The sequence below is a fragment of the Rossellomorea vietnamensis genome, from assembly GCF_008180415.1.
In the GTDB taxonomy this organism is placed as follows: domain Bacteria; phylum Bacillota; class Bacilli; order Bacillales; family Bacillaceae_B; genus Rossellomorea; species Rossellomorea vietnamensis_C.
In genome coordinates this window covers 743,036-762,687 of the sequence record NZ_VTEI01000003.1, presented here as the reverse complement: position 1 = coordinate 762,687, position 19,652 = coordinate 743,036, and the positions used below count along the sequence as shown (strand labels likewise).

Genomic DNA, 19,652 nt, shown 5'->3' with positions numbered 1-19,652 from the left:
CTTATTCTTCGTCAGAGATGATGAAAGCCCCATTTTCCTCTATTTCAACTTTGTCTCCAACCCTCAATTTTCTTCCTCTTCTTTGATCCTGTTCTCCGTTAACAAAGACTTCATGTTCACTCAGGAACCATTTGGCCATTCCTCCTGATTGAATTAGTTCAGCCAGCTTCAAAAACTGGCCCAAAGTTATATATTCAGTATCAATGGTAATATGCTTTTCCATGATAGATCACTACTTTCCGGCATAATATCTAATTATTTTATTTTACTATATTTTCACCTTAATACAAAACACAACCTGCAAATGCTTTTGCAGAAGGTGCTTCGGCACTTTAAAGCAATGAAAGGGACAGTCCCTCTTAGTGGTTTAACGTGTTAAAGCTGACTGTCATACTGCTTCCTAAATGAAAAAGCGACTGGCTGCATAACGGAAGGTGTTGTTAGTCAGCCAGTCGGTTCATATACTTTTTGAATTAATAGGTTCTTACAGGCAGAATCAGCTGCAATATAGAGTCATCATGGAGAGGTTTGATAACGAACGGTCTCATTGCTCCTGTAAAATCAATATGGATTTCTGTTCCTTCCAATGCTTTTAGTGCATCCATCATATATTTGGCACTGAAGGAAATCTTCAATTCTTCTCCCTCATTCGATTGGCTTTGAACCTGCTCGATGACTTTCCCGATTTCTGGAGTATTGGAAGAGATTTCGATTACGCCGCTTTCTACTGTCGATAATTTAACGACATTATTTCTTCCTTCTCTAGCCAAAAGCGAAGCACGGTCAATTGCCTGAAGAAATTCTTTTGTCGCCAGGACCAATTCTGTTTTGCTTTCATTTGGGATCAAGCGGCTTGTATCCGGATAGTTGCCTTCTAACAGTCTGGAGAAGAACAATAAGTGTTTTGCCTTGAACAGTACTTGATTATCAGTAATGACAATTTCCACTGGTTCAGAATTATCATCAAGGATCTTGCTCAGCTCTGTCAGACTTTTTCCTGGAATCACGATATTGTATTCATTTCCATTATCATTTTCAAGTGGAGCCTTTCTCATCGCAAGACGATGGCTGTCTGTTGCAATACAGGAAAGTTCCCCATTTTCCACCTTCCAGTTTACACCTGTCAAGATGGGGCGTGTTTCTGAGGTGGACACTGCGAATACCGTTTGTCTTACCATTGTCTTCAGCAAGTCAGTTGGTACCTTGAAGGCATTTCCTTCCTCAATCTGAGGGAGGTGTGGATATTCCTCTGGATCAAGTCCATTTAAATTAAATTCTGCTTTTCCTGAGCGGATCACTGTCTGTAAATGGTTTTGAACTTCAATTTCGACTGTGTCCATCGGAAGTTTTTTAACGATTTCGCTGAAGAACTTCGCTTGCAGGACAATTCCGCCTGTTTCAAACACCTCTACTATTTCATTTCCTTCTTCCTCTTTTGGAATAAAAGATTCAATGGAAATATCGGAATCACTTCCTGTCAATGTGACTCCTTCATCATTAGCTGTAATTTTGATCCCCGTAAGAATGGGAATCGTTGTTCTGGATGTGACAGCTTTCATGACATCTCCGACACTCTGTACGAGATTGTCCCTTTGGATAACAAATTTCATTATCTTTTCCTCCAGTTTGAACATAATTTTTTTACTGCTGCATATACTAATATATTTATTAAAAAAATAGTACTAGTAGTAATAGGGCCTGTTAGTATGTGGATAAGTGGGAAAAACGAAAGGAAACACAGTCTATCCACATGTGGATAGACTGTGTGCAAACATAGCAAAGTTATTAACAGTATTCAGGATAACTCTCTATTAACTTTTTGGTATTTTATATGGTTCTTTATTAAAATCTGCTGTTTAAAAAAACGGATTTCCGCTGTAGACAAACGAATGTGCGCATTTGGTGAGAATGAAGATTTCTAAGCAACAACCTTTTAGGAAGGCTCTTTTCGTAAACTTTGTTGCTATTTGATACTCATTCCAGAAAAAAACAACCTTAAGTCACCGAGATAACCTAGTTAACATGAAAAGAAAAGAGCTACTATCCCAGATTATAGTGAAAAGCCTTAGTATCTGGGGAAAAATCCGGCTTTTGGGATTTTTCCGAAAGCAACACTGTATGCGAAAACAGCCTTTTGGAAAGAGCCTTACTTAAAGAGTTAGGGCTGTTTATATAGGTTCGCTGCAGCTGCACGACTTGGTTCAGCTGGGCTCTGTAACCTGGTGTATTCAAGTCCTTGAGGTGAACGCACACCTTTCTCTACCACCACAACCACAATTATGAGGGCAAAAAGTAGTTAACTTTTTAAAACATCCCTGATCTCTTTCAACTGATGCTGAAAAGCTGAATCTGCTCCAAGCATTTTAGAGATTTTTTCATGTGCATGAATGACGGTCGTATGGTCCCTGCCCCCGAATTCTTCTCCTATTTTCGGAAGTGAAAAATCGGTCATTTCCCTAGATAAATACATTGCAATCTGTCTCGGGAAGGCAATGGACTTTGTCCTTTTTTTTGCTTTGAAATCCTCCAGCCTTATATTGAAGTGTTCACCGACCACTCTTTGAATATCAGCGATTGTGATCACTTTCGGTTTGGAACTTGGAATGATATCTTTCAAAGCTTCGGCAGCCAGATCGGCATTGATGTCTTTGTTGATTAACGATGAATAGGCCACAACCCTGATCAAGGCACCTTCCAATTCACGGATGTTGGAATCGATTTGGTTAGCGATATAGAGCATGGCTTCATTAGGAATATCCAATCCTTCCGCTTTTGCCTTCTTCCGCAGGATGGCAATCCTTGTTTCCAAGTCAGGAGGAGTGATATCCGTAATCAATCCCCACTCAAACCTTGAGCGGAGCCTGTCCTCAAGTGTCGGAATCTCTTTTGGAGGCCGGTCACTCGAAATGACGATCTGCTTGCTTTCTTCATGCAAGGTGTTAAAGGTATGGAAAAACTCTTCCTGAGTCTGTTCTTTCCCTGCAAGAAATTGAATATCATCGATTAAAAGTACATCGACACTGCGATATTTGTTCCGGAAATCAACGGCTTTATTGTCACGAATGGAATTTATGAATTCATTCGTAAATTTCTCAGAAGATAAATAAACCACTTTTGCAGCCGGATTATGCTCAAGGACATAATGTCCGATGGCATGCATCAAGTGGGTCTTCCCAAGTCCTACTCCTCCATAAATGAACAACGGGTTATATGCCTTGGCCGGCGCTTCGGCAACAGCCAGCGATGCAGCATGTGCAAAGCGGTTACCGGACCCGATAACAAAGGTGTCGAACATATATTTAGGGTTAAGCATATTTTGATGAAACTCCTGGCTGTCGTCGTTATCAGCGACTTTCTTTGGAGGTACAGGTATATCAAATTCTTCCGGTTCCTGGTTCTGCGGAATAATAAATTTAACAATAAGTTCTTCGCCTGTAATATCCAATAGAACACCGGAAATTAATTGAGAATACCTTCCTTCAAGCCAATCCCTGGCAAATTCATTGGGAGCGGTGATGACAAGTGTATCTCCTTGTATGGAATGAGCTTTAGTAGACTTCAACCAAGTATCAAAACTGGGTTTGCTTATCTTTTTCTCTATGTTCGAGAGGGCTTTATTCCACAAGTCCCCTATATTCTCCAAACTGGTCCCCTCCTTTTCCTCTAAGAGTATGTACAACGATTGTACAGCCTGACTCTCCGGTAAAAGTTTATTATTAATAAAAATACAAAACTATGAATGTGGAAAAATATATAATAAGGAAGAAAAACGGTTATTCGACAATATGCACCTTATGTGGACAACCTTTTACAAAGGCTCTGTACAAACTATCCACAAGTTATCCACCAACTGTGGATAACGTATTTTACCAACAATAGCAATTCAGAGTGAAAACACAATAATCATATCAGAATATCCTTACGGTTGCAATGGCTTTTAAACTTTATCCACAATTGCCTGTTCTTGTTGAAAAAACTTTTCCACAGGGTATTTATTTGTGAAAAAGGTGTCAATATGTGCTGTGGATAGTTATTTTTTGTGTCGAAAAATATCCACAGGCTGTCTGGAGTCCAGTTTGGTATCGAAAAAGTACAGCATGAATCAGACCATTTTAAAAAAGAAGATGTGTGGAAGAAGTTGAACCGACTGTCTTTGGTTTTGGCTCACTAATGGAAAAAATATTCAGGGGTCTCCCTTTATATTGAGAACAGCAAAAAAATCGGGATGTCATGTCCTGGAGGAATTTAAGTGAGGATTAGAAATCATAGTAAAAAACCAAAACGCTTAAGAGAAGAGCTTAATAAAGAGGGAGAAGAAACGGGGTCTAAGAAGTATTGAATTAAAACATACCATCCACTAACTGACTTTTTTCTTCTATTCAAAGGTATAAGAGATGTGGACACCTCCTTAAGATCTGCAAAATTTCCTTAATCATAAAGAGAGGGAAGGACAAAAGTATTGACTCCAATTTTCACCCTTCTTTGGCTGCAGTCTAAATTTATCCCAGGATCCTGCTTTTTTTCCTTGGTTTCTAATTGAAACGGGAGATGCAGCTCATTGCTCTGCTAGCCAGGAACATTAGGGGGAATAAAAGCTGTCATTTCTCGAAATTCATATTAATGAGCAGCAGAGTTTATCAAAGGAGTCTTCAGCAATGAAGAAAAGGGGAATATATAGATTTAATTTTGTCCTAATAGCAGCATTACAGCCTTGCAAAAAATTAAAAGAGGTGGTATTGACAATTTATGTCCCTCTCTTTATAATTGAAAAGACTGTCTTTAACCTATAATTTTATCCATTCCTTTAGGGAGGTGTCATATATGAAAAGAACGTTTCAACCAAATTCTCGTAAAAGAAGCAAAAACCACGGTTTCCGTGCACGTATGAGCTCAAAAAACGGCCGTAAAGTTCTAGCTCGCCGTCGTCAAAAAGGAAGAAAAGTATTATCTGCCTAGGCCACTGAATTTATCAGTGGTCTTTTTTCAAGGCTCTTTTCGTAAACTTTGTTGCTATTTGATACTAATTCCAAAAAAATAACCACAATCCACATGAATAACCTGCAACTTATGAAAAGAAAAGAGCTGCTCTCTCCGATTAGAGAGAAAACCTTCAGTATCCGGGGAAAACCGGCTCTTGGGATTTTTCCATAAACCACAATATATGCGAAAACAGCCTTTGAATCAGACCGGGGTATAAATCTTCTTATAATAGAGAAAAAAGGTAACAAGGTAGCAATGTTAGTTTTACATGAACCTTTAAAGCCGATCTCAATAAAAAAGGGTTCTAAAATAGATTTACTTTAGAAATAGCAGGTGGGTAAATGCGAAAAGAACAGCGAGTGAAGAAAAACAGTGAATTCCAAGAGGTATTCAAGAAGGGGACCTCAATTGCTAACAGGCAGTTTGTTGTGTACAGACTGAAGAAAGAAGAACAGAAATTCTTCCGCATAGGCCTTTCTGTCAGCAAAAAAATTGGAAATGCTGTTGTCCGTAATCAAGTTAAACGATATATTAGACAGGTCTTTCTGGAATTGAAAGATGATGTCAAGGATCAGTATGATTACGTTATTATCGCCAGGAAACCGGCGGCCGATATGGATTTTCATGATGTCAAGAAAAGCTTGATCCATGTTTTAAAGAAAAGCAAAGTGCTGGATAGCAAGCAGCATGCACAGTTTGACAAAAGGAAATAAAAAATCGTAAGAACTTTGACAAGTTTCTACAGCATAGGGGAAGTAAAAGATGTTACAATATCCCTGTGTTTGCACAAGCTCCGATGATTGAAATTCAGATGATCGGATTTTCTTTATGGACAAGCCAGGTTGTCCGGATAAAAAGTTTTAGGGAGGAAGTAGAGGGTGAAAAAGAGATTTTTAGCCGTGCTTGTCATGATTGGACTTGTTACTGTCCTGTCGGGCTGCATGGAATATAACCAGCCGATCACAGAGGAGAGTTCCGGATTTTGGAATGAATACATTGTGTATCCTCTTTCTTTATTGATTACAAAAGTATCCGAATTTTTTGATGGAAGCTATGGGTTAGGAATCATTATCGTTACACTGATCATTCGTTTAGCGATTCTTCCATTAATGATTAAACAGACCAAAAACTCCAAAGCCATGCAGGCGCTTCAACCAGAAATGCAGAAACTGCGTGAAAAATACAGTTCAAAAGATGCAGAGACACAGAGGAAACTGCAGCAGGAAACAATGGGGCTATTCCAGAAACATGGTGTCAATCCATTAGCAGGTTGTTTTCCGCTAATTGTCCAAATGCCGATTTTGATTGGCTTTTACCATGCCATAAGCCGTACCGAAGAAATCAAGAACCATACATTCTTATGGTTTGACCTTGGTCTGCCGGATCCATTTTATCTTCTGCCGCTTATCGCTGGTGCTACGACTTTCATACAGCAGAAAATGATGATGGCAGGAACTGCAAACCAGAATCCGCAAATGGCTATGATGCTTTACATTATGCCAGTCATGATCATCATCTTTGCCATCAACTTCCCGGCAGCGCTTTCCCTATACTGGGTTGTTGGTAACTTATTCATGATCGTTCAAACCTACTTCATCAAAGGGCCGGACTTGAAACAGGCCGCAGCGAAAAGCTCGGGAGCTAAAAAGTGAGAGAAGTAACAGCTACTGGTCCATCGGTCGAAGAAGCAGTGGAATCTGCATTAGCTCAATTGAACATCAGTAGAGAACAAGCTGAAATTGAAGTGAAGGATGAGGGGAAAAAGGGATTTTTCGGTCTTTTTGGAACCCGTCCTGCGACGGTTTATGTAAAAAAAATCATCAATCCGTTTGATGAGGTAAAGAATTATTTGATTTCCGTCAGTAATATGATGGGAATCGATGTTGAAATAGACATTAAAGTAGATGGCCGCCATGCCGAGTTTCAACTAGCGGGCGAGAAAATCGCTTTGTTAATTGGAAAAAGAGGCCAGACATTGAATTCACTTCAACATTTGGCCGGGCTTGTAGCCAATCGATATTCAGAACAATTCCTCACAGTCGTGCTGGATGCAGAAAATTACCGCGAAAGACGCAGGCAGACACTCGCTAACTTAGCGGAAAGACTTGCAGAAAAAGTGGTTAGAACAAATCGGAAAGTTTCATTGGAACCGATGCCTTCTTATGAACGAAAAGTAATCCATTCTGCTTTGGTCAGATCCAAAAAGGTGGAAACCTTCTCAGAAGGCTCTGAACCAAACCGCTACATTGTTATAGAACCCAAGAGAAAATAGAAACTTCCATCCAGGCTGTTTATCAGCCTGGATTTTTTTGTTTAGCTCTTTTCGTAAACTTTGTTGTTATTTCAGACTAATTCCAAAAAATAACCATAATTCACCGAAATAACTTCATAACCAGGAAAAGAAAAGAGCTGCTCTCTTAGATTTGAGAGAAAACCTTAGTATACGGGGATATCTGAAAGCAACAATATATCCGAATACAGCTTTTTGTTTTGGAGTTTCAGTCAGCCATTTGCCGCCAGTTCCTTTAGAATCCTGGTGTTTGTTAACCTAAACACTTCAATTCCGTATAGTTTGAGAGTATGTTCCCCAGTATCCAGTTAGTGATAAAACAGCGGCACCATTCCTCTATCCTAGGGTTATAAAGTACTAAACGCCTTAAACACCACAAATGTTTCTCAGCAAAAAATGTGAACTCTTTCTATCCTTAATCGGTTTCTTATTACGGCTCAAAGTACAAGGATTAGCTTCCTCCTTTGAAGATGGGCTCGCCAGAAAAGATCACAAGCGCTCTTTATTAGGCATGATCCTCTCTAAGTGCTGGAGTTACTGCTGTATAACCGCTCTTTTTACAGCACTATTTCTCTAAGTCCTAGATTTGGTGCTGTATAACCGCTCTTTTTACGTCATCATCTCTCTAAGTGCTGGATTTGATGCTGTATAAACACTCTTTATACAGCACTATCTCTCTAATTCCTGGAGTTAATGCTGTATAACCGCTCTTTTTACGTCATCATCTCTTTAAGTGCTGGATTTAATGCTGTATAAACACTCTTTTAATAGCACTATCTCTCTAAGCCCTTGAATTTGATGCAGTATAACCGCTCTCTTTACAGCATCATCTTTCAAATCAATGGAGTTGGTGCTGTATAAACACTCTTCTTATAGCACTATCTCTCTAAGCTCCGGATATGCTGCTGTATAACCGCTCTTTTTACGGCCTCTTATCTCTGACTCTTGGATTTCATTCTGTATAGCTTCACTGGGAGACAAATCGGCTGCAGTTAAAAAAGGACTAAAAAAACGAAGTGTTTTAGACAAATACTGAAAACGTTCTGATTCGCTTTATTGTTATTCACATGTGGATAAGTTAAAATGAGAGAATGAGGAAAATGTCTTTGTGGATAAATGCTAACCCGAACTTTTTTATCTATGAAGAGTATGATATTCTAATCATTTAGAGGATGAACGATACGCCTATAAATAAATCACTACAATATAGATATTTTACCGATGGAATGGCTAAGTTAGTAAAAAGCCATCCCGGATTCTTTCGTGTGTTCAAAATTAATAGTTGAGCACGGGACAGGAATAAGAGATTAAGAAAAGAGGTGAGAGAGATGGAATTCGATACGATAGCAGCCATTTCTACTCCGATGGGAGAAGGTGCGATAGCAATCGTTCGTTTGAGCGGTGACCAAGCCTTCAATATTGCGGACAAAGTCTTCAAAGGAATCAAAGGTGATTCGGTCCACGATGTTGCTTCCCACACAATCAACTATGGACATATTGTCGATCCTTCTACTGGTGCAGTTGTAGAGGAAGTCATGATGTCGGTCATGAAAGGACCTAAAACCTTTACACGTGAAGATATTATTGAAATCAATTGCCATGGCGGCTTGGTTTCAGTCAATAAAGTTCTTCAGCTGGTGCTGAAATACGGCGCTCGTTTAGCAGAACCCGGAGAGTTCACTAAAAGAGCATTCCTTAATGGACGAGTTGATTTATCTCAAGCTGAGGCGGTAATGGATTTAATCAGAGCGAAAACGGACAGAGCCATGAATGTTGCGCTGAACCAAATGGAAGGCCGGTTGTCCAAGCTGGTCCGAAAGCTTCGCCAGGAAATTCTTGAGACCCTCGCCCATGTTGAGGTAAACATCGACTATCCGGAATACGACGATGTTGAAGAGATGACCCATGGCGTTCTGCTGGAGAAATCAAAATATGTTCGTGCTGAGATTGAAAAGCTCCTGCGAACGTCCGAACAGGGAAAAATCCTTAGAGAAGGACTTTCTACTGTCATCATTGGCAGGCCGAACGTAGGAAAATCGTCATTGCTCAACAGCCTTGTCCATGAAAACAAGGCAATAGTGACCGATATTCCTGGAACAACCCGTGATGTAATAGAAGAATACGTAAATGTGCGAGGAGTTCCGCTGCGTCTTGTCGATACAGCTGGAATCCGCGAGACCGAAGATATAGTGGAAAGAATCGGTGTCGAACGGTCAAGGCAGGTTTTGAAAGAAGCCGATTTAATCCTGCTTGTACTGAATTACTCTGACGAATTTTCTCATGAAGATGAACAATTGTTTCAAGCGGTTGAAGGCATGGACGTAATTGTCATCGTCAACAAAACAGATCTTCCTCAGAAAATTGATATGGATAGAGTCAAGGAACTGGCATCACAGCATGCGATTGTTACCACTTCCTTATTGGAAGAACAGGGAATCGACGAGTTGGAAGAAGCCATATCTTCACTGTTCTTTGCAGGATCACTGGAAGCGGGGGATATGACCTATGTATCCAACAGCCGCCATATTGCTCTCTTGAATCAAGCGCACAACAGCATTGATGAAGCAATCAATGGAGTCGAAATGGGGACTCCAATTGATATCGCCCAGATCGATTTAACTAGGACATGGGAACTCCTTGGTGAGATCATTGGGGAAAGTGTTCATGAAAGCTTGATCGATCAGCTTTTCTCTCAATTTTGTCTAGGAAAATAACCGTGCCCCCATCACCTTGAAAAAAAGGTGCGGTAAAAAAACTGTTACCCTTTAGACCCTTTAGATACCAGCAAAGTTCACGAACAGGGACAAAAGATAGAACGACTTACTTGAAGAAAGTTTTAAAAATAGAAGTACCAACATTAAGGAGGAAACGAAAACGATGCAATATGAAGCAGGACAATTTGATGTCATCGTTATCGGTGCGGGCCATGCAGGTGTAGAAGCCGGACTGGCAGCTGCAAGAATGGGTGCCAAGACCATGATGATTACAATCAATCTCGATATGGTCGCATTCATGCCGTGTAACCCGTCAGTAGGCGGACCCGCAAAGGGAATTGTCGTCAGGGAAATTGACGCGCTTGGTGGAGAAATGGGTAAAAATATAGATAAAACCCACATCCAGATGCGTATGCTGAATACTGGAAAAGGACCTGCCGTACGTGCTTTAAGAGCTCAGGCAGATAAATTTTCTTATCAGCATGAAATGAAGAAAACAATTGAAAATGAACCGAACATGACACTTCTTCAGGGAATGGTCGAAAGCCTTATCATTGAAGATGGGGAGTGTAAAGGTGTAGTAACACAAACGGGAGCCAGTTACCGTGCCAAGACGGTTGTCATCACGACGGGAACTTTCCTTCGGGGTGAAATCATTCTTGGAGATCTAAAGTATTCAAGCGGCCCAAATAACCAGCAGCCTTCCATTAAACTTTCAGAGCATCTACAGGAGCTTGGATTCGATATGGTTCGTTTCAAAACGGGAACTCCTCCAAGAGTAAACAGTAAAACAATCGATTATTCGAAAACAGAAATACAGCCGGGCGATGAAGTGCCTCGGGCGTTCAGTTATGAAACCACCCAATACATTACAGATCAGCTGCCATGCTGGTTAACTTATACCAATGCCGAAACACATCAGCTGATTGATGACAACCTGAGCCGTTCTCCTATGTACTCAGGAATGATCAAAGGGACAGGACCACGCTACTGTCCATCCATTGAAGATAAGGTTGTCCGTTTCCATGATAAACCTAGGCATCAAATCTTCCTGGAGCCTGAGGGAAAGAACACACAAGAAGTGTATGTTCAAGGATTATCAACAAGTCTTCCGGAAGATGTGCAGATGAAAATTCTTGCTACCATCCCCGGACTGGAAAAAGCACAGCTGATGAGGGCTGGATACGCAATTGAGTACGATTCAATTGTACCGACACAGCTATGGCCGACATTGGAAACAAAGAAAATTAAAAACCTTTATACAGCAGGACAGATCAATGGCACATCTGGCTACGAAGAAGCGGCTGGACAGGGCTTGATGGCGGGTATTAATGCTGCTTGCCGTTCATTGGATAAAGAAGAGGTCATTTTAGACCGCTCTGATGCTTATATTGGGGTACTCATTGATGACCTCGTGACAAAAGGGACTAATGAACCTTATCGTCTTCTGACTTCACGTGCGGAATATCGTCTGCTTCTGCGCCATGATAATGCAGACCTTCGTCTCACAGAAATCGGCCGCAAAATCGGTCTCATTCATAAGGAGCGGTATGAACGTTTCCTAACGAAAAAGGCATCGATTGAGGAAGAAAAAGAGCGGTTAAGCACAATCAGGCTGAAACCGAATGAAGAGACGCAAAGTGTGATCAAAGCAGCCGGCGGAAGTGAACTGAAAGACGGAATCCTGGCATCCGATCTGCTTCGACGCCCTGAAATGAACTACAGCCATATTAAATCATTGATTCCAAGTGAAGTATCTTTAACAGAAGATATTGAAGAACAGGTAGAAATTCAGATTAAATATGAAGGCTATATTGAGAAATCGCTGCAGCAGGTCGATAAAATGAAAAAGATGGAAAACAAGAAAATCCCTGATTTCATCGATTATGATGCCATCAACGGCCTCGCATCTGAAGCAAGACAGAAACTAAAAGAAGTCCGTCCTTTATCATTGGCCCAAGCTTCAAGGATTTCCGGCGTAAATCCTGCAGACGTTTCAATTTTGCTTGTGTATATTGAACAAGGAAAAATTGCTAAGGTATCAGCTGAATAATAGAAGAAGCCGCGGCTCTTTTCCGAATCTGCCGAAAAGAGTTTTAAAGGAAGGATTGAATCAATGAAAATTTCTCAGTTTACAGAAAAGTTGAGCGAAAAGGGCATCAACCTGACATCAAAGCAGCTCGCCCAGTTCGAGCAATACTATGAAACGCTTGTTGAATGGAACGAAAAGATGAATTTAACTGCCATCACTGATAAAGAAGAAGTGTACTTGAAGCACTTTTATGATTCTATCACCGCTGCCTTTTACCTGGATTTCAACCGGGAAATCCGGGTATGCGACGTGGGTGCCGGGGCTGGGTTTCCTAGTATTCCTCTGAAAATATGCTTTCCGCAGATTGAAGTGAATATAGTCGATTCCCTGAATAAGCGGATCACATTCCTTAATCACTTATCTGAGAAGCTTGAACTGGAGAACACCCACTTTTATCATGACCGTGCGGAGACATTCGCCCAGAAACCGGAGCATCGCGAACAATACGACCTGGTAACCGCAAGAGCTGTGGCCAGAATGTCTGTATTAAGCGAATTATGTCTTCCGTTAGTGAAGAAAAATGGTACTTTTGCTGCAATGAAAGCAGCCAGTGCGTCCGAAGAGATGAATATAGGAAAGAAAGCAATCACAACTTTAGGCGGAGAACTGGAAGAAGTCCATTCTTTTCAGCTTCCGATAGAAGAAAGCGAAAGAAACATCATTGTTATTCAGAAAGTGAAGCCGACACCTAAGAAGTATCCGCGTAAACCTGGAACACCTAATAAGCTTCCGTTAGAGTAACATCCGTTAAAAGCTATGTGCATCAACCGGTTCCTGTTAAAGACTTTGATCGTACAATATCATGAATGATAATCGACTATTTATATGATGTTAAAGATTTGTTTTAATATTTTCATTGCCATAATGGGCTCAGACTTTAGGAAAGTATATTTCAGGTATGGAATTTAAGGCTGGTGAATATATCTAGACGTTTTTTGATTGGAGCGGAAGGTACGTGATCTCCTGCGGGATTAGCGGGCAGGTGAGACCCCGCAGGCAAAGCCGAGGAGGCTCATCCAGCTCCAGCGGCCAGCGACTAGCAGATTTCGGTCTCTCTCCTTGCGATAAGTCATCATCGAATCGCTTAAGCTCTTCGTGATTTCTTTATCTCATACGAGAGCCCTAAAATCTGTACGTCGCTGAACGGCCGCTTCTGCTTTTACTTCACCGCCCGCCCCGCGGAGTCACGTACCTGAAGCGGAAATCAAATATTCTATCCGATCAACACTGTTAAGGTTAGTTTAAATTACAAAATAACAAGATGTTCACACTGAAAATAGTGTCGATTAATATCTGATAAACGGTCAAAGTGATTGCAGGAACTTGTCATATGATAGAGAATAGTAAATAAGGGAGTTCCTTAAAGGTGGTGTAGGAAGATGAAGCATCCTTTCTCTCGTTTTTTTGGCTTAGGAGAAAAAGACCAGGGTACTGATCAGGAGATGGAAGCTGCTGTCAGCGAAGTGAATGATAGAGATGAAGTAAAGAATATTCCAATTTCCAATATTGTCCCTAACCGTTTTCAGCCAAGAACAGTCTTTAACGAAGAGAAGATTGAAGAACTATCGAGAACGATTCATACTCACGGAATCATACAGCCGATCGTCCTGCGGCAAAGCGATGAGAATCAGTATGAAATTATTGCAGGGGAGCGCCGGTTCCGGGCAGTTCAAATGCTTGGCTGGGAAACTGTACCTGCAATTATTAAAAATATGTCTGATACAGAAACAGCTTCTGTTGCATTAATAGAGAATTTGCAAAGGGAAGAGCTTTCTCCAATCGAAGAGGCTGTTGCCTATGGCAAACTGCTTGAGCTTCATAATTTAACCCAGGAGGCCTTGGCACAGCGTCTTGGAAAAGGACAATCCACTGTTGCCAACAAGCTCAGGCTCTTAAAGCTGCCTGAAGAAGTACAGGAAGCCGTCCTGGCCAAGCAAATCACAGAAAGACACGCGAGGGCACTCATCCCTCTTAAAAAGAAGGAAAAACAGGTGATCCTGCTTCAGGAAATTGTTGAGAAAAACCTCAATGTCAAACAAACTGAAGATAGAGTGGATAAAATGCTTTCTGAAGGTGAAGAAAAACCGAAGCCAAAGCGCAAGGCCTTCAGCAAGGATATGAGAATAGCGGTCAACACGATCCGCCAATCGCTGTCCATGGTTTCTGACAGTGGAATTAAACTTGATTCCCAGGAAGAAGAGCATGAAGAATATTATCAGTTCACTATAAAAATACCTAAGAAAAAGCAATAATAATAATCTATTAATCTGCTATAGCATTATTCCTATATTCATAGATATCTATTGTGCTGACTTTTTCACCCTTTACTTCAAAAAGTGAGGTGTTTTCTTATACTCAAGCGGATTGAGCGGAAGTCCCTTGCTTCTTTGCAGCAGTAAGTTTTTAAAAACAGCACAATAGATTTTTTCAGTGAGAAACAGTTAAATGGTTTCTCACTTTTTGTATGCAGCCATTCAATATAAATTGGAAATAGAATTTTTTTGAAATGAAAGACAAACTATTCCGGAATTTTGATAGAATAGAAGGTAGACGATAAATTTTTCAGGAAATTGAATTGGAAGTTTAAAGGGCAGGTGAAAACCTTGGGCAGAATAATAGCCATAACCAACCAGAAGGGCGGAGTGGGAAAGACCACTACATCCGTCAATTTGGGGGCGTGTTTAGCATACATAGGAAAGAAAGTACTTCTAGTTGACATTGATCCGCAAGGAAATGCCACCAGCGGTGTGGGCATTGAAAAAGGGGATGTCCAGGAATGTATATATGATGTTTTAGTAGATGATGCCGAGGTCAAAGATCTGGTGAAGCCGACAAAAGTGGAACGGCTGTTTGCAGTACCTGCAACCATCTCGCTGGCAGGAGCGGAAATTGAACTTGTTCCGACCATATCCAGGGAGGTCCGCTTGAAGAGGGCTCTTGAAAAGGTTAAAGATGACTATGATTATATTATCATCGATTGTCCTCCCTCTCTTGGCTTGTTGACGATCAATGCGTTAACCGCATCTGATGCCGTCATCATCCCCGTACAATGTGAATATTACGCACTCGAGGGACTGAGCCAGCTGTTGAGCACCGTCCGGCTGGTGCAAAAGCATCTTAATCATGACCTGGCGATCGATGGAGTCCTGCTGACCATGCTGGACGCCCGTACAAACCTGGGAATCCAGGTCATTGAAGAAGTGAAGAAATATTTTCAAGATAAAGTTTACCGGACCATTGTTCCTAGAAACATTCGATTAAGCGAAGCTCCAAGCCATGGAGAACCAATTATTATCTACGATAGCAAATCCAGGGGTGCAGAGGTTTATCTAGATCTAGCAAAGGAAGTGGCTGCGAATGGCTAAAGGACTAGGTAAAGGAATAAACGCTTTATTCGCCAATGTGGATGCTGAGAAAGAAGAGTCAGTTCAGGAAATCAGCCTCAAAGAATTAAGGCCGAACCCATATCAGCCGCGTAAAGTATTTGAACCGGAAGCAATCGAGGAGTTAAAGGAGTCTATCTTGGAGCACGGGATTTTACAGCCGATCATTGCCAGGAAAAGCATCAAGGGCTTTGAGATAGTCGTTGGTGAAAGAAGATATAGAGCGGCTAAAGAAGCAAAGCTTGATAAAGTTCCCGTTGTTGTCAGGGAACTGACAGATAAACAAATGATGGAGCTCGCAGTATTAGAAAACCTGCAGCGTGAGGACCTCTCGCCGATTGAAGAAGGCAATGCTTATCAACTTCTGATGGACAAGCTGGACCTCACGCAGGAACAGCTGGCGAAAAGGCTTGGTAAAAGCAGGCCCCATATTGCCAACCATATCCGTCTCCTTTCCCTGCCTGTGCAGATTCAGCAGCTGATCATCGATAATAAAATTACGATGGGACATGGCCGTGCTCTGCTTGGCTTAAGAAAGAAAGAGAAACTGCAGCAGGTTGTCGATAAAATCATCAAAGAATCTTTGAATGTAAGACAGCTGGAGAAACTGATTCATGAGTTTAATGAAAATGTTTCACGTGAAACAAAGAAGCCGGAAAAGGAAAAGAAAGATGTTTTCATAAAAGAACAGGAAACGATTTTAAGAGAAAGATTCGGTACCAATGTTTCCATCAAGCAATCCAATAAAAAAGGCAAAATCGAATTTGAATTTTTCTCCAAGGAAGATCTTGATCGAATTCTGGAAATGCTCGGCCACTTGGAAGATAAATAATAGGTGCTTATTGAACTGACCATTATAAATGTGTTGGTTCTTTTTTCTGTGCCGCCTTTTATCTTAAGGAGGGACAGCCAGATGGATTCTGCTGATTCTCATTTATGTTATAGCTTTGTAAAATGGTTATGGCCATTGAACGGAAAACAGTCTAGGTTCAAGTCTTTTATCCTTAATGTAAAAAAATGTAGGCATTCACGATCAAAAGTGCTATTTTATAGGGAGTATTTCGATATTCGAAAAAGGAGAACGTCTTTATGGTGCTTTTAGGAACGATTGTTAATGGAGTGTGCATCATTATTGGCACTCTGCTTGGCAAGCTGCTTCACCGTATTCCGGAGAATATGAAAGGTACGGTAATGTATGCAATAGGGTTGGCTGTTATGGTTTTAGGTTTGCAGATGGGAATGAAAAGTGATAATTTCCTCATTGTCATTATCAGCCTGGTCTTCGGTGCAGTCATTGGTGAATGGATAGGCCTTGATGATAAGCTGAATACTTTGGGCGGCTGGCTGGAGAAAAGGCTGGGAACGGCAAATAGTGAAACGAGCATCTCACAGGGTTTTGTGACAGCAACGTTGATTTTCGTCATTGGTGCAATGGCTGTTATTGGAGCGCTGGACAGCGGTATCCGAGGGGCTCATGATGTTCTCTATACAAAGGCAATCATCGATGGATTCACTTCCCTCATCCTGACCACAACGTTGGGAATCGGTGTTATGTTTTCCGCAGTTCCGGTGGTCCTTTACCAAGGAACGATTGCTTTGTTTGCTACACAAATTGACCGCTTCGTCCCTCAAGCGGTTATGGATTCTTTTATCGTGGAAATGACTTCTGCCGGGGGGATCATGATATTTGCGATCGGCCTTAACCTCATCGGCCTGACAAAAATAAGGGTAGCGAACCTTCTTCCCGGCATCCTTGTGGTTGCAGCCGTTGTCTCCTTAATGTACGGATATCAGCAATTTATTTTATAATGGCTCTTTTCGTATACTTTGTTGCTATTTGATACTAAATCCGAAAAAATATTCATGTTAAGAGAGGTAAGAACTCTGGTAACACCGAAAAGAAAAGAGCTGCTCTCCCTCGATAAGAGATAAAACTTTAGTATCTGGGGATACCCGAAAGCAACAATATATGCGAAAACATCCTTTGTAATAAAAAACACACACTAAGCTTGGCTGCCAGGTGTGTGTTTTCTATTATAGCAATTGCTGTTTTTCTTCATTGAGGTTCATCTTGAAAAAGGACTCTTTCCTTGGTCTTTCTTTGCTTGCCAAGTAGATTCCTTCAGAGATGATTCTTGCCATTTTCAGAACAAGATTCAAGCGGGTATTCTGCAAAACAAAGAATTCCATGAAGCCGCTGACATTTACAATTCCGGTGATATGCATATCACCGACATCCGGAAGTTCCTTATTTACACCCGCACCAGGTTTTACAGGTCCGTCGCCAAGCTGGATTGCCCCGACGCTCTTGAGTCTTCCAAGACAGGCATCGATGCCGATGATGAAAGGATTCAGATGACTTTTTCTGATTTCCTCCAGCTTTTCTTCCAGGTTGACGGCATGAATGGGATCATCGAGTGTACCGTAAATATGAAGACCGTCCGTTACTTTTTCTTCTAAAAAGGTGCCGACGAGTGGTCCTAAGGAATCGCCTGTTGAGCGGTCTGTTCCGATACAAACGATTACTACGGGTCTCATGGTTGTCGGAAGCATGGTGAGCAGTTCCGCAGAGATCGAGGCGGCTGCTTTTTCATCATCATGCAGCACTCGGTAGGGCTCTGCTTTCCGCTCAAAAAAACCCTTTTTCAGATTCATTCCCTCCACTCCTTTGTGGGTAGTATTAACAGTATACGGAAAAAAAAGCTTATCTATACATAGTATTATGTATTTGTCACAAACTAAGACTTTTTAAACAATTTTCGGATAGTTTGCTTGCCGCTATCCAAATACGGGTAAAATTGATACAATGAGATATATTTTCTGAGAGCTTTATAGGAGTGGATTTCTTATGAGTCAAACAAAAAATAATGAGGCTGAAAATCCGTTAGAGAAATCTGCTGATCAGGCTAAACAAGTAACACAAGAATTCTGGGATAAGTTAATTAGTGATGACTTATGGATTGAGATTGGTTTAGCTTCAATAAAAATAATTTTAATTTTATTATTAACTGCTGTTGTCCTTAAAGTCGGTAGAACAGTTATTAGAAATATATTCAGGGTGCGTTCACGGTCTCCTTTTAAAATAACGGAGAGACGAGAAGCTACCTTAAGTAAACTATTGGAAAATGTCTTGACCTATGTTGTTTATTTCATAGCAATCACGATGGTTTTAACCAACTTGGGAGTTGAGATTGGAGCTCTCTTAGCTGGTGCAGGAATTGTCGGTTTAGCGGTTGGTTTCGGTGCTCAGAACCTTGTGAGAGACATCATCACCGGCTTCTTCATCATCTTTGAAGACCAGTTCTCTGTAGGGGATTTCATCCGTGTCGGAGCACTGGAAGGAAATGTCGAAGAAATCGGTCTGAGAACAACGAAAATCAAAAACTGGACTGGCGAGCTTCATATCATACCAAATGGAAATATCGCCGAAGTCACCAACTTCTCCATCCATAATAGTATCGCTGTAGTGGATGTCAGCATTGCTTATGAAGAGAACATCGAAAAAGCAGAAAGAGTGATCAGTGAACTTCTGCAGACGATGCCTCAAAAATACGAAGAACTGGTCACGCCTCCGGATCTACTAGGTGTCCAGACACTGGGAGCTTCCGATGTTGTCATGAGGATTGTAGCGGAATGTACCCCAATGCAGCATTGGGCAATGGCGCGAAATATCCGAAAAGATGTTAAACTTGTATTGGATAAACATGGAATCGAAATTCCATTCCCTCGGATGGTTATGTATAACAGGCAGGAAGAAGAGAGTATAGAAAATTCCGTAAGACAGCTTGATAGTGAGTAGGGAGGAAAAGGTATGGAGCCAAAAAGCTTTCAATTGAACGATGTCGTGGAAATGAAAAAGCCGCACCCATGCGGAGTCAACCGCTGGAAAGTCATCAGAATGGGCATGGATATCCGTATCAAATGCCAGGGATGTGACCACAGTATCATGCTTCCAAGAAAAGAGTTTTCGAAAAAGATGAAAAAGGTATTGGAGTCTGCGGGAGAAGAGAATTAAGCAGGAGAGGGATTATCCGTTCAGGGGTACTCCCTCTCTTTTTCTGTTAAAACCAATCCTTGATTAGAAGAGTTCTATTACTCTCTAAAACATTCTAAGTTACCAAACTGGCTTGCTCTCCGGCTATTTCCCAGGCAACTTCCTTCCAGCTCTATCCGATCCTTCCACCCTCCCCTTG

General features: G+C 41.2%; 17 protein-coding genes. 13 read left to right on the top strand and 4 right to left on the bottom strand.

The window, feature by feature from the left end; all coding sequences use genetic code 11:
* Position 1: 1 nt before the first annotated feature.
* The 3 genes from yaaA to dnaA form a co-directional block, all read right to left on the bottom strand.
* On the bottom strand, positions 2-223 hold the full coding sequence (yaaA, locus tag FZC78_RS09745; protein ID WP_148939486.1) for a S4 domain-containing protein YaaA: 222 nt from the start codon (positions 221-223) through the stop codon (positions 2-4).
* 250 nt (positions 224-473) lie between these two features.
* Positions 474-1,610, bottom strand: coding sequence for a DNA polymerase III subunit beta (gene dnaN, locus FZC78_RS09740; RefSeq protein ID WP_148939485.1), 1,137 nt, complete (start codon positions 1,608-1,610; stop codon positions 474-476).
* 686 nt (positions 1,611-2,296) lie between these two features.
* Complete coding sequence (gene dnaA / locus FZC78_RS09735) at positions 2,297-3,643, bottom strand: chromosomal replication initiator protein DnaA (protein WP_148939484.1); 1,347 nt, start codon at positions 3,641-3,643, stop codon at positions 2,297-2,299.
* Positions 3,644-4,821: 1,178 nt separating this feature from the next.
* Here dnaA and rpmH point away from each other — a divergent pair.
* The 11 genes from rpmH (at position 4,822) to FZC78_RS09680 (ending at position 17,268) form a co-directional block, all read left to right on the top strand.
* Complete coding sequence (gene rpmH / locus FZC78_RS09730; protein WP_006837292.1) at positions 4,822-4,956, top strand: 50S ribosomal protein L34; 135 nt, start codon at positions 4,822-4,824, stop codon at positions 4,954-4,956.
* A gap of 365 nt (positions 4,957-5,321) precedes the next feature.
* The gene (rnpA, locus tag FZC78_RS09725; protein ID WP_148939483.1) at positions 5,322-5,693 is read left to right on the top strand and encodes a ribonuclease P protein component; all 372 of its coding nucleotides are present in this window, start codon (positions 5,322-5,324) and stop codon (positions 5,691-5,693) included.
* A gap of 165 nt (positions 5,694-5,858) precedes the next feature.
* Entirely contained in the window at positions 5,859-6,632 is a 774-nt protein-coding gene (gene spoIIIJ / locus FZC78_RS09720) for a YidC family membrane integrase SpoIIIJ (RefSeq protein ID WP_148939482.1), read from the top strand.
* Entirely contained in the window at positions 6,629-7,252 is a 624-nt protein-coding gene (gene jag, locus FZC78_RS09715; protein ID WP_148939481.1) for an RNA-binding cell elongation regulator Jag/EloR, read from the top strand. Before spoIIIJ ends, jag begins: the two co-directional genes overlap by 4 nt.
* 1,346 nt (positions 7,253-8,598) lie before the next feature.
* A complete protein-coding gene (mnmE, locus tag FZC78_RS09710; protein WP_148939480.1) occupies positions 8,599-9,984 on the top strand; it encodes a tRNA uridine-5-carboxymethylaminomethyl(34) synthesis GTPase MnmE in 1,386 nt (461 codons plus the stop codon).
* 163 nt (positions 9,985-10,147) lie between these two features.
* Positions 10,148-12,037: a tRNA uridine-5-carboxymethylaminomethyl(34) synthesis enzyme MnmG gene (mnmG, locus tag FZC78_RS09705; RefSeq protein WP_148939479.1), complete on the top strand. Its 1,890-nt coding sequence runs from the start codon at positions 10,148-10,150 to the stop codon at positions 12,035-12,037.
* 63 nt (positions 12,038-12,100) lie between these two features.
* Positions 12,101-12,817 (top strand): 16S rRNA (guanine(527)-N(7))-methyltransferase RsmG, encoded by a 717-nt coding sequence (gene rsmG / locus FZC78_RS09700; RefSeq protein WP_148939478.1) that lies wholly within the window; start codon positions 12,101-12,103, stop codon positions 12,815-12,817.
* Positions 12,818-13,455: 638 nt separating this feature from the next.
* Entirely contained in the window at positions 13,456-14,328 is an 873-nt protein-coding gene (gene noc, locus FZC78_RS09695; protein ID WP_148939477.1) for a nucleoid occlusion protein, read from the top strand.
* A gap of 351 nt (positions 14,329-14,679) precedes the next feature.
* Positions 14,680-15,441 (top strand): ParA family protein, encoded by a 762-nt coding sequence (locus FZC78_RS09690; protein WP_148939476.1) that lies wholly within the window; start codon positions 14,680-14,682, stop codon positions 15,439-15,441.
* Complete coding sequence (locus FZC78_RS09685; RefSeq protein WP_148939475.1) at positions 15,434-16,291, top strand: ParB/RepB/Spo0J family partition protein; 858 nt, start codon at positions 15,434-15,436, stop codon at positions 16,289-16,291. Before FZC78_RS09690 ends, FZC78_RS09685 begins: the two co-directional genes overlap by 8 nt.
* A 257-nt stretch (positions 16,292-16,548) precedes the next feature.
* Positions 16,549-17,268, top strand: a complete 720-nt coding sequence (locus FZC78_RS09680; protein WP_148939474.1) for a DUF554 domain-containing protein — start codon at positions 16,549-16,551, stop codon at positions 17,266-17,268.
* Between the two features lie 225 nt (positions 17,269-17,493).
* Here the strand turns inward: FZC78_RS09680 and yyaC are convergent, their stop codons facing one another.
* Positions 17,494-18,114: a spore protease YyaC gene (gene yyaC, locus FZC78_RS09675; protein WP_148939473.1), complete on the bottom strand. Its 621-nt coding sequence runs from the start codon at positions 18,112-18,114 to the stop codon at positions 17,494-17,496.
* A gap of 193 nt (positions 18,115-18,307) precedes the next feature.
* Here yyaC and FZC78_RS09670 point away from each other — a divergent pair, with 193 nt between their 5' ends.
* Both FZC78_RS09670 and FZC78_RS09665 read left to right on the top strand, forming a co-directional pair.
* Positions 18,308-19,258, top strand: a complete 951-nt coding sequence (locus FZC78_RS09670; RefSeq protein ID WP_148939472.1) for a mechanosensitive ion channel family protein — start codon at positions 18,308-18,310, stop codon at positions 19,256-19,258.
* Positions 19,259-19,270: 12 nt separating this feature from the next.
* Positions 19,271-19,474, top strand: a complete 204-nt coding sequence (locus FZC78_RS09665; RefSeq protein WP_148939471.1) for a DUF951 domain-containing protein — start codon at positions 19,271-19,273, stop codon at positions 19,472-19,474.
* Positions 19,475-19,652: the final 178 nt, after the last annotated feature.

Bases quoted from the DNA above. Each gene is read 5' to 3' on its own strand.
- yaaA (WP_148939486.1), bottom strand. From the start codon at position 223: ATGGAAAAGCATATTACCATTGATACTGAATATATAACTTTGGGCCAG.
- dnaN (WP_148939485.1), bottom strand. From the start codon at position 1,610: ATGAAATTTGTTATCCAAAGGGACAATCTCGTACAGAGTGTCGGAGAT.
- rpmH (WP_006837292.1), top strand. From the start codon at position 4,822: ATGAAAAGAACGTTTCAACCAAATTCTCGTAAAAGAAGCAAAAACCAC.
- rnpA (WP_148939483.1), top strand. From the start codon at position 5,322: ATGCGAAAAGAACAGCGAGTGAAGAAAAACAGTGAATTCCAAGAGGTA.
- mnmE (WP_148939480.1), top strand. From the start codon at position 8,599: ATGGAATTCGATACGATAGCAGCCATTTCTACTCCGATGGGAGAAGGT.
- mnmG (WP_148939479.1), top strand. From the start codon at position 10,148: ATGCAATATGAAGCAGGACAATTTGATGTCATCGTTATCGGTGCGGGC.
- rsmG (WP_148939478.1), top strand. From the start codon at position 12,101: ATGAAAATTTCTCAGTTTACAGAAAAGTTGAGCGAAAAGGGCATCAAC.
- noc (WP_148939477.1), top strand. From the start codon at position 13,456: ATGAAGCATCCTTTCTCTCGTTTTTTTGGCTTAGGAGAAAAAGACCAG.
- FZC78_RS09685 (WP_148939475.1), top strand. From the start codon at position 15,434: ATGGCTAAAGGACTAGGTAAAGGAATAAACGCTTTATTCGCCAATGTG.
- FZC78_RS09680 (WP_148939474.1), top strand. From the start codon at position 16,549: ATGGTGCTTTTAGGAACGATTGTTAATGGAGTGTGCATCATTATTGGC.
- yyaC (WP_148939473.1), bottom strand. From the start codon at position 18,114: ATGAATCTGAAAAAGGGTTTTTTTGAGCGGAAAGCAGAGCCCTACCGA.
- FZC78_RS09670 (WP_148939472.1), top strand. From the start codon at position 18,308: ATGAGTCAAACAAAAAATAATGAGGCTGAAAATCCGTTAGAGAAATCT.
- FZC78_RS09665 (WP_148939471.1), top strand. From the start codon at position 19,271: ATGGAGCCAAAAAGCTTTCAATTGAACGATGTCGTGGAAATGAAAAAG.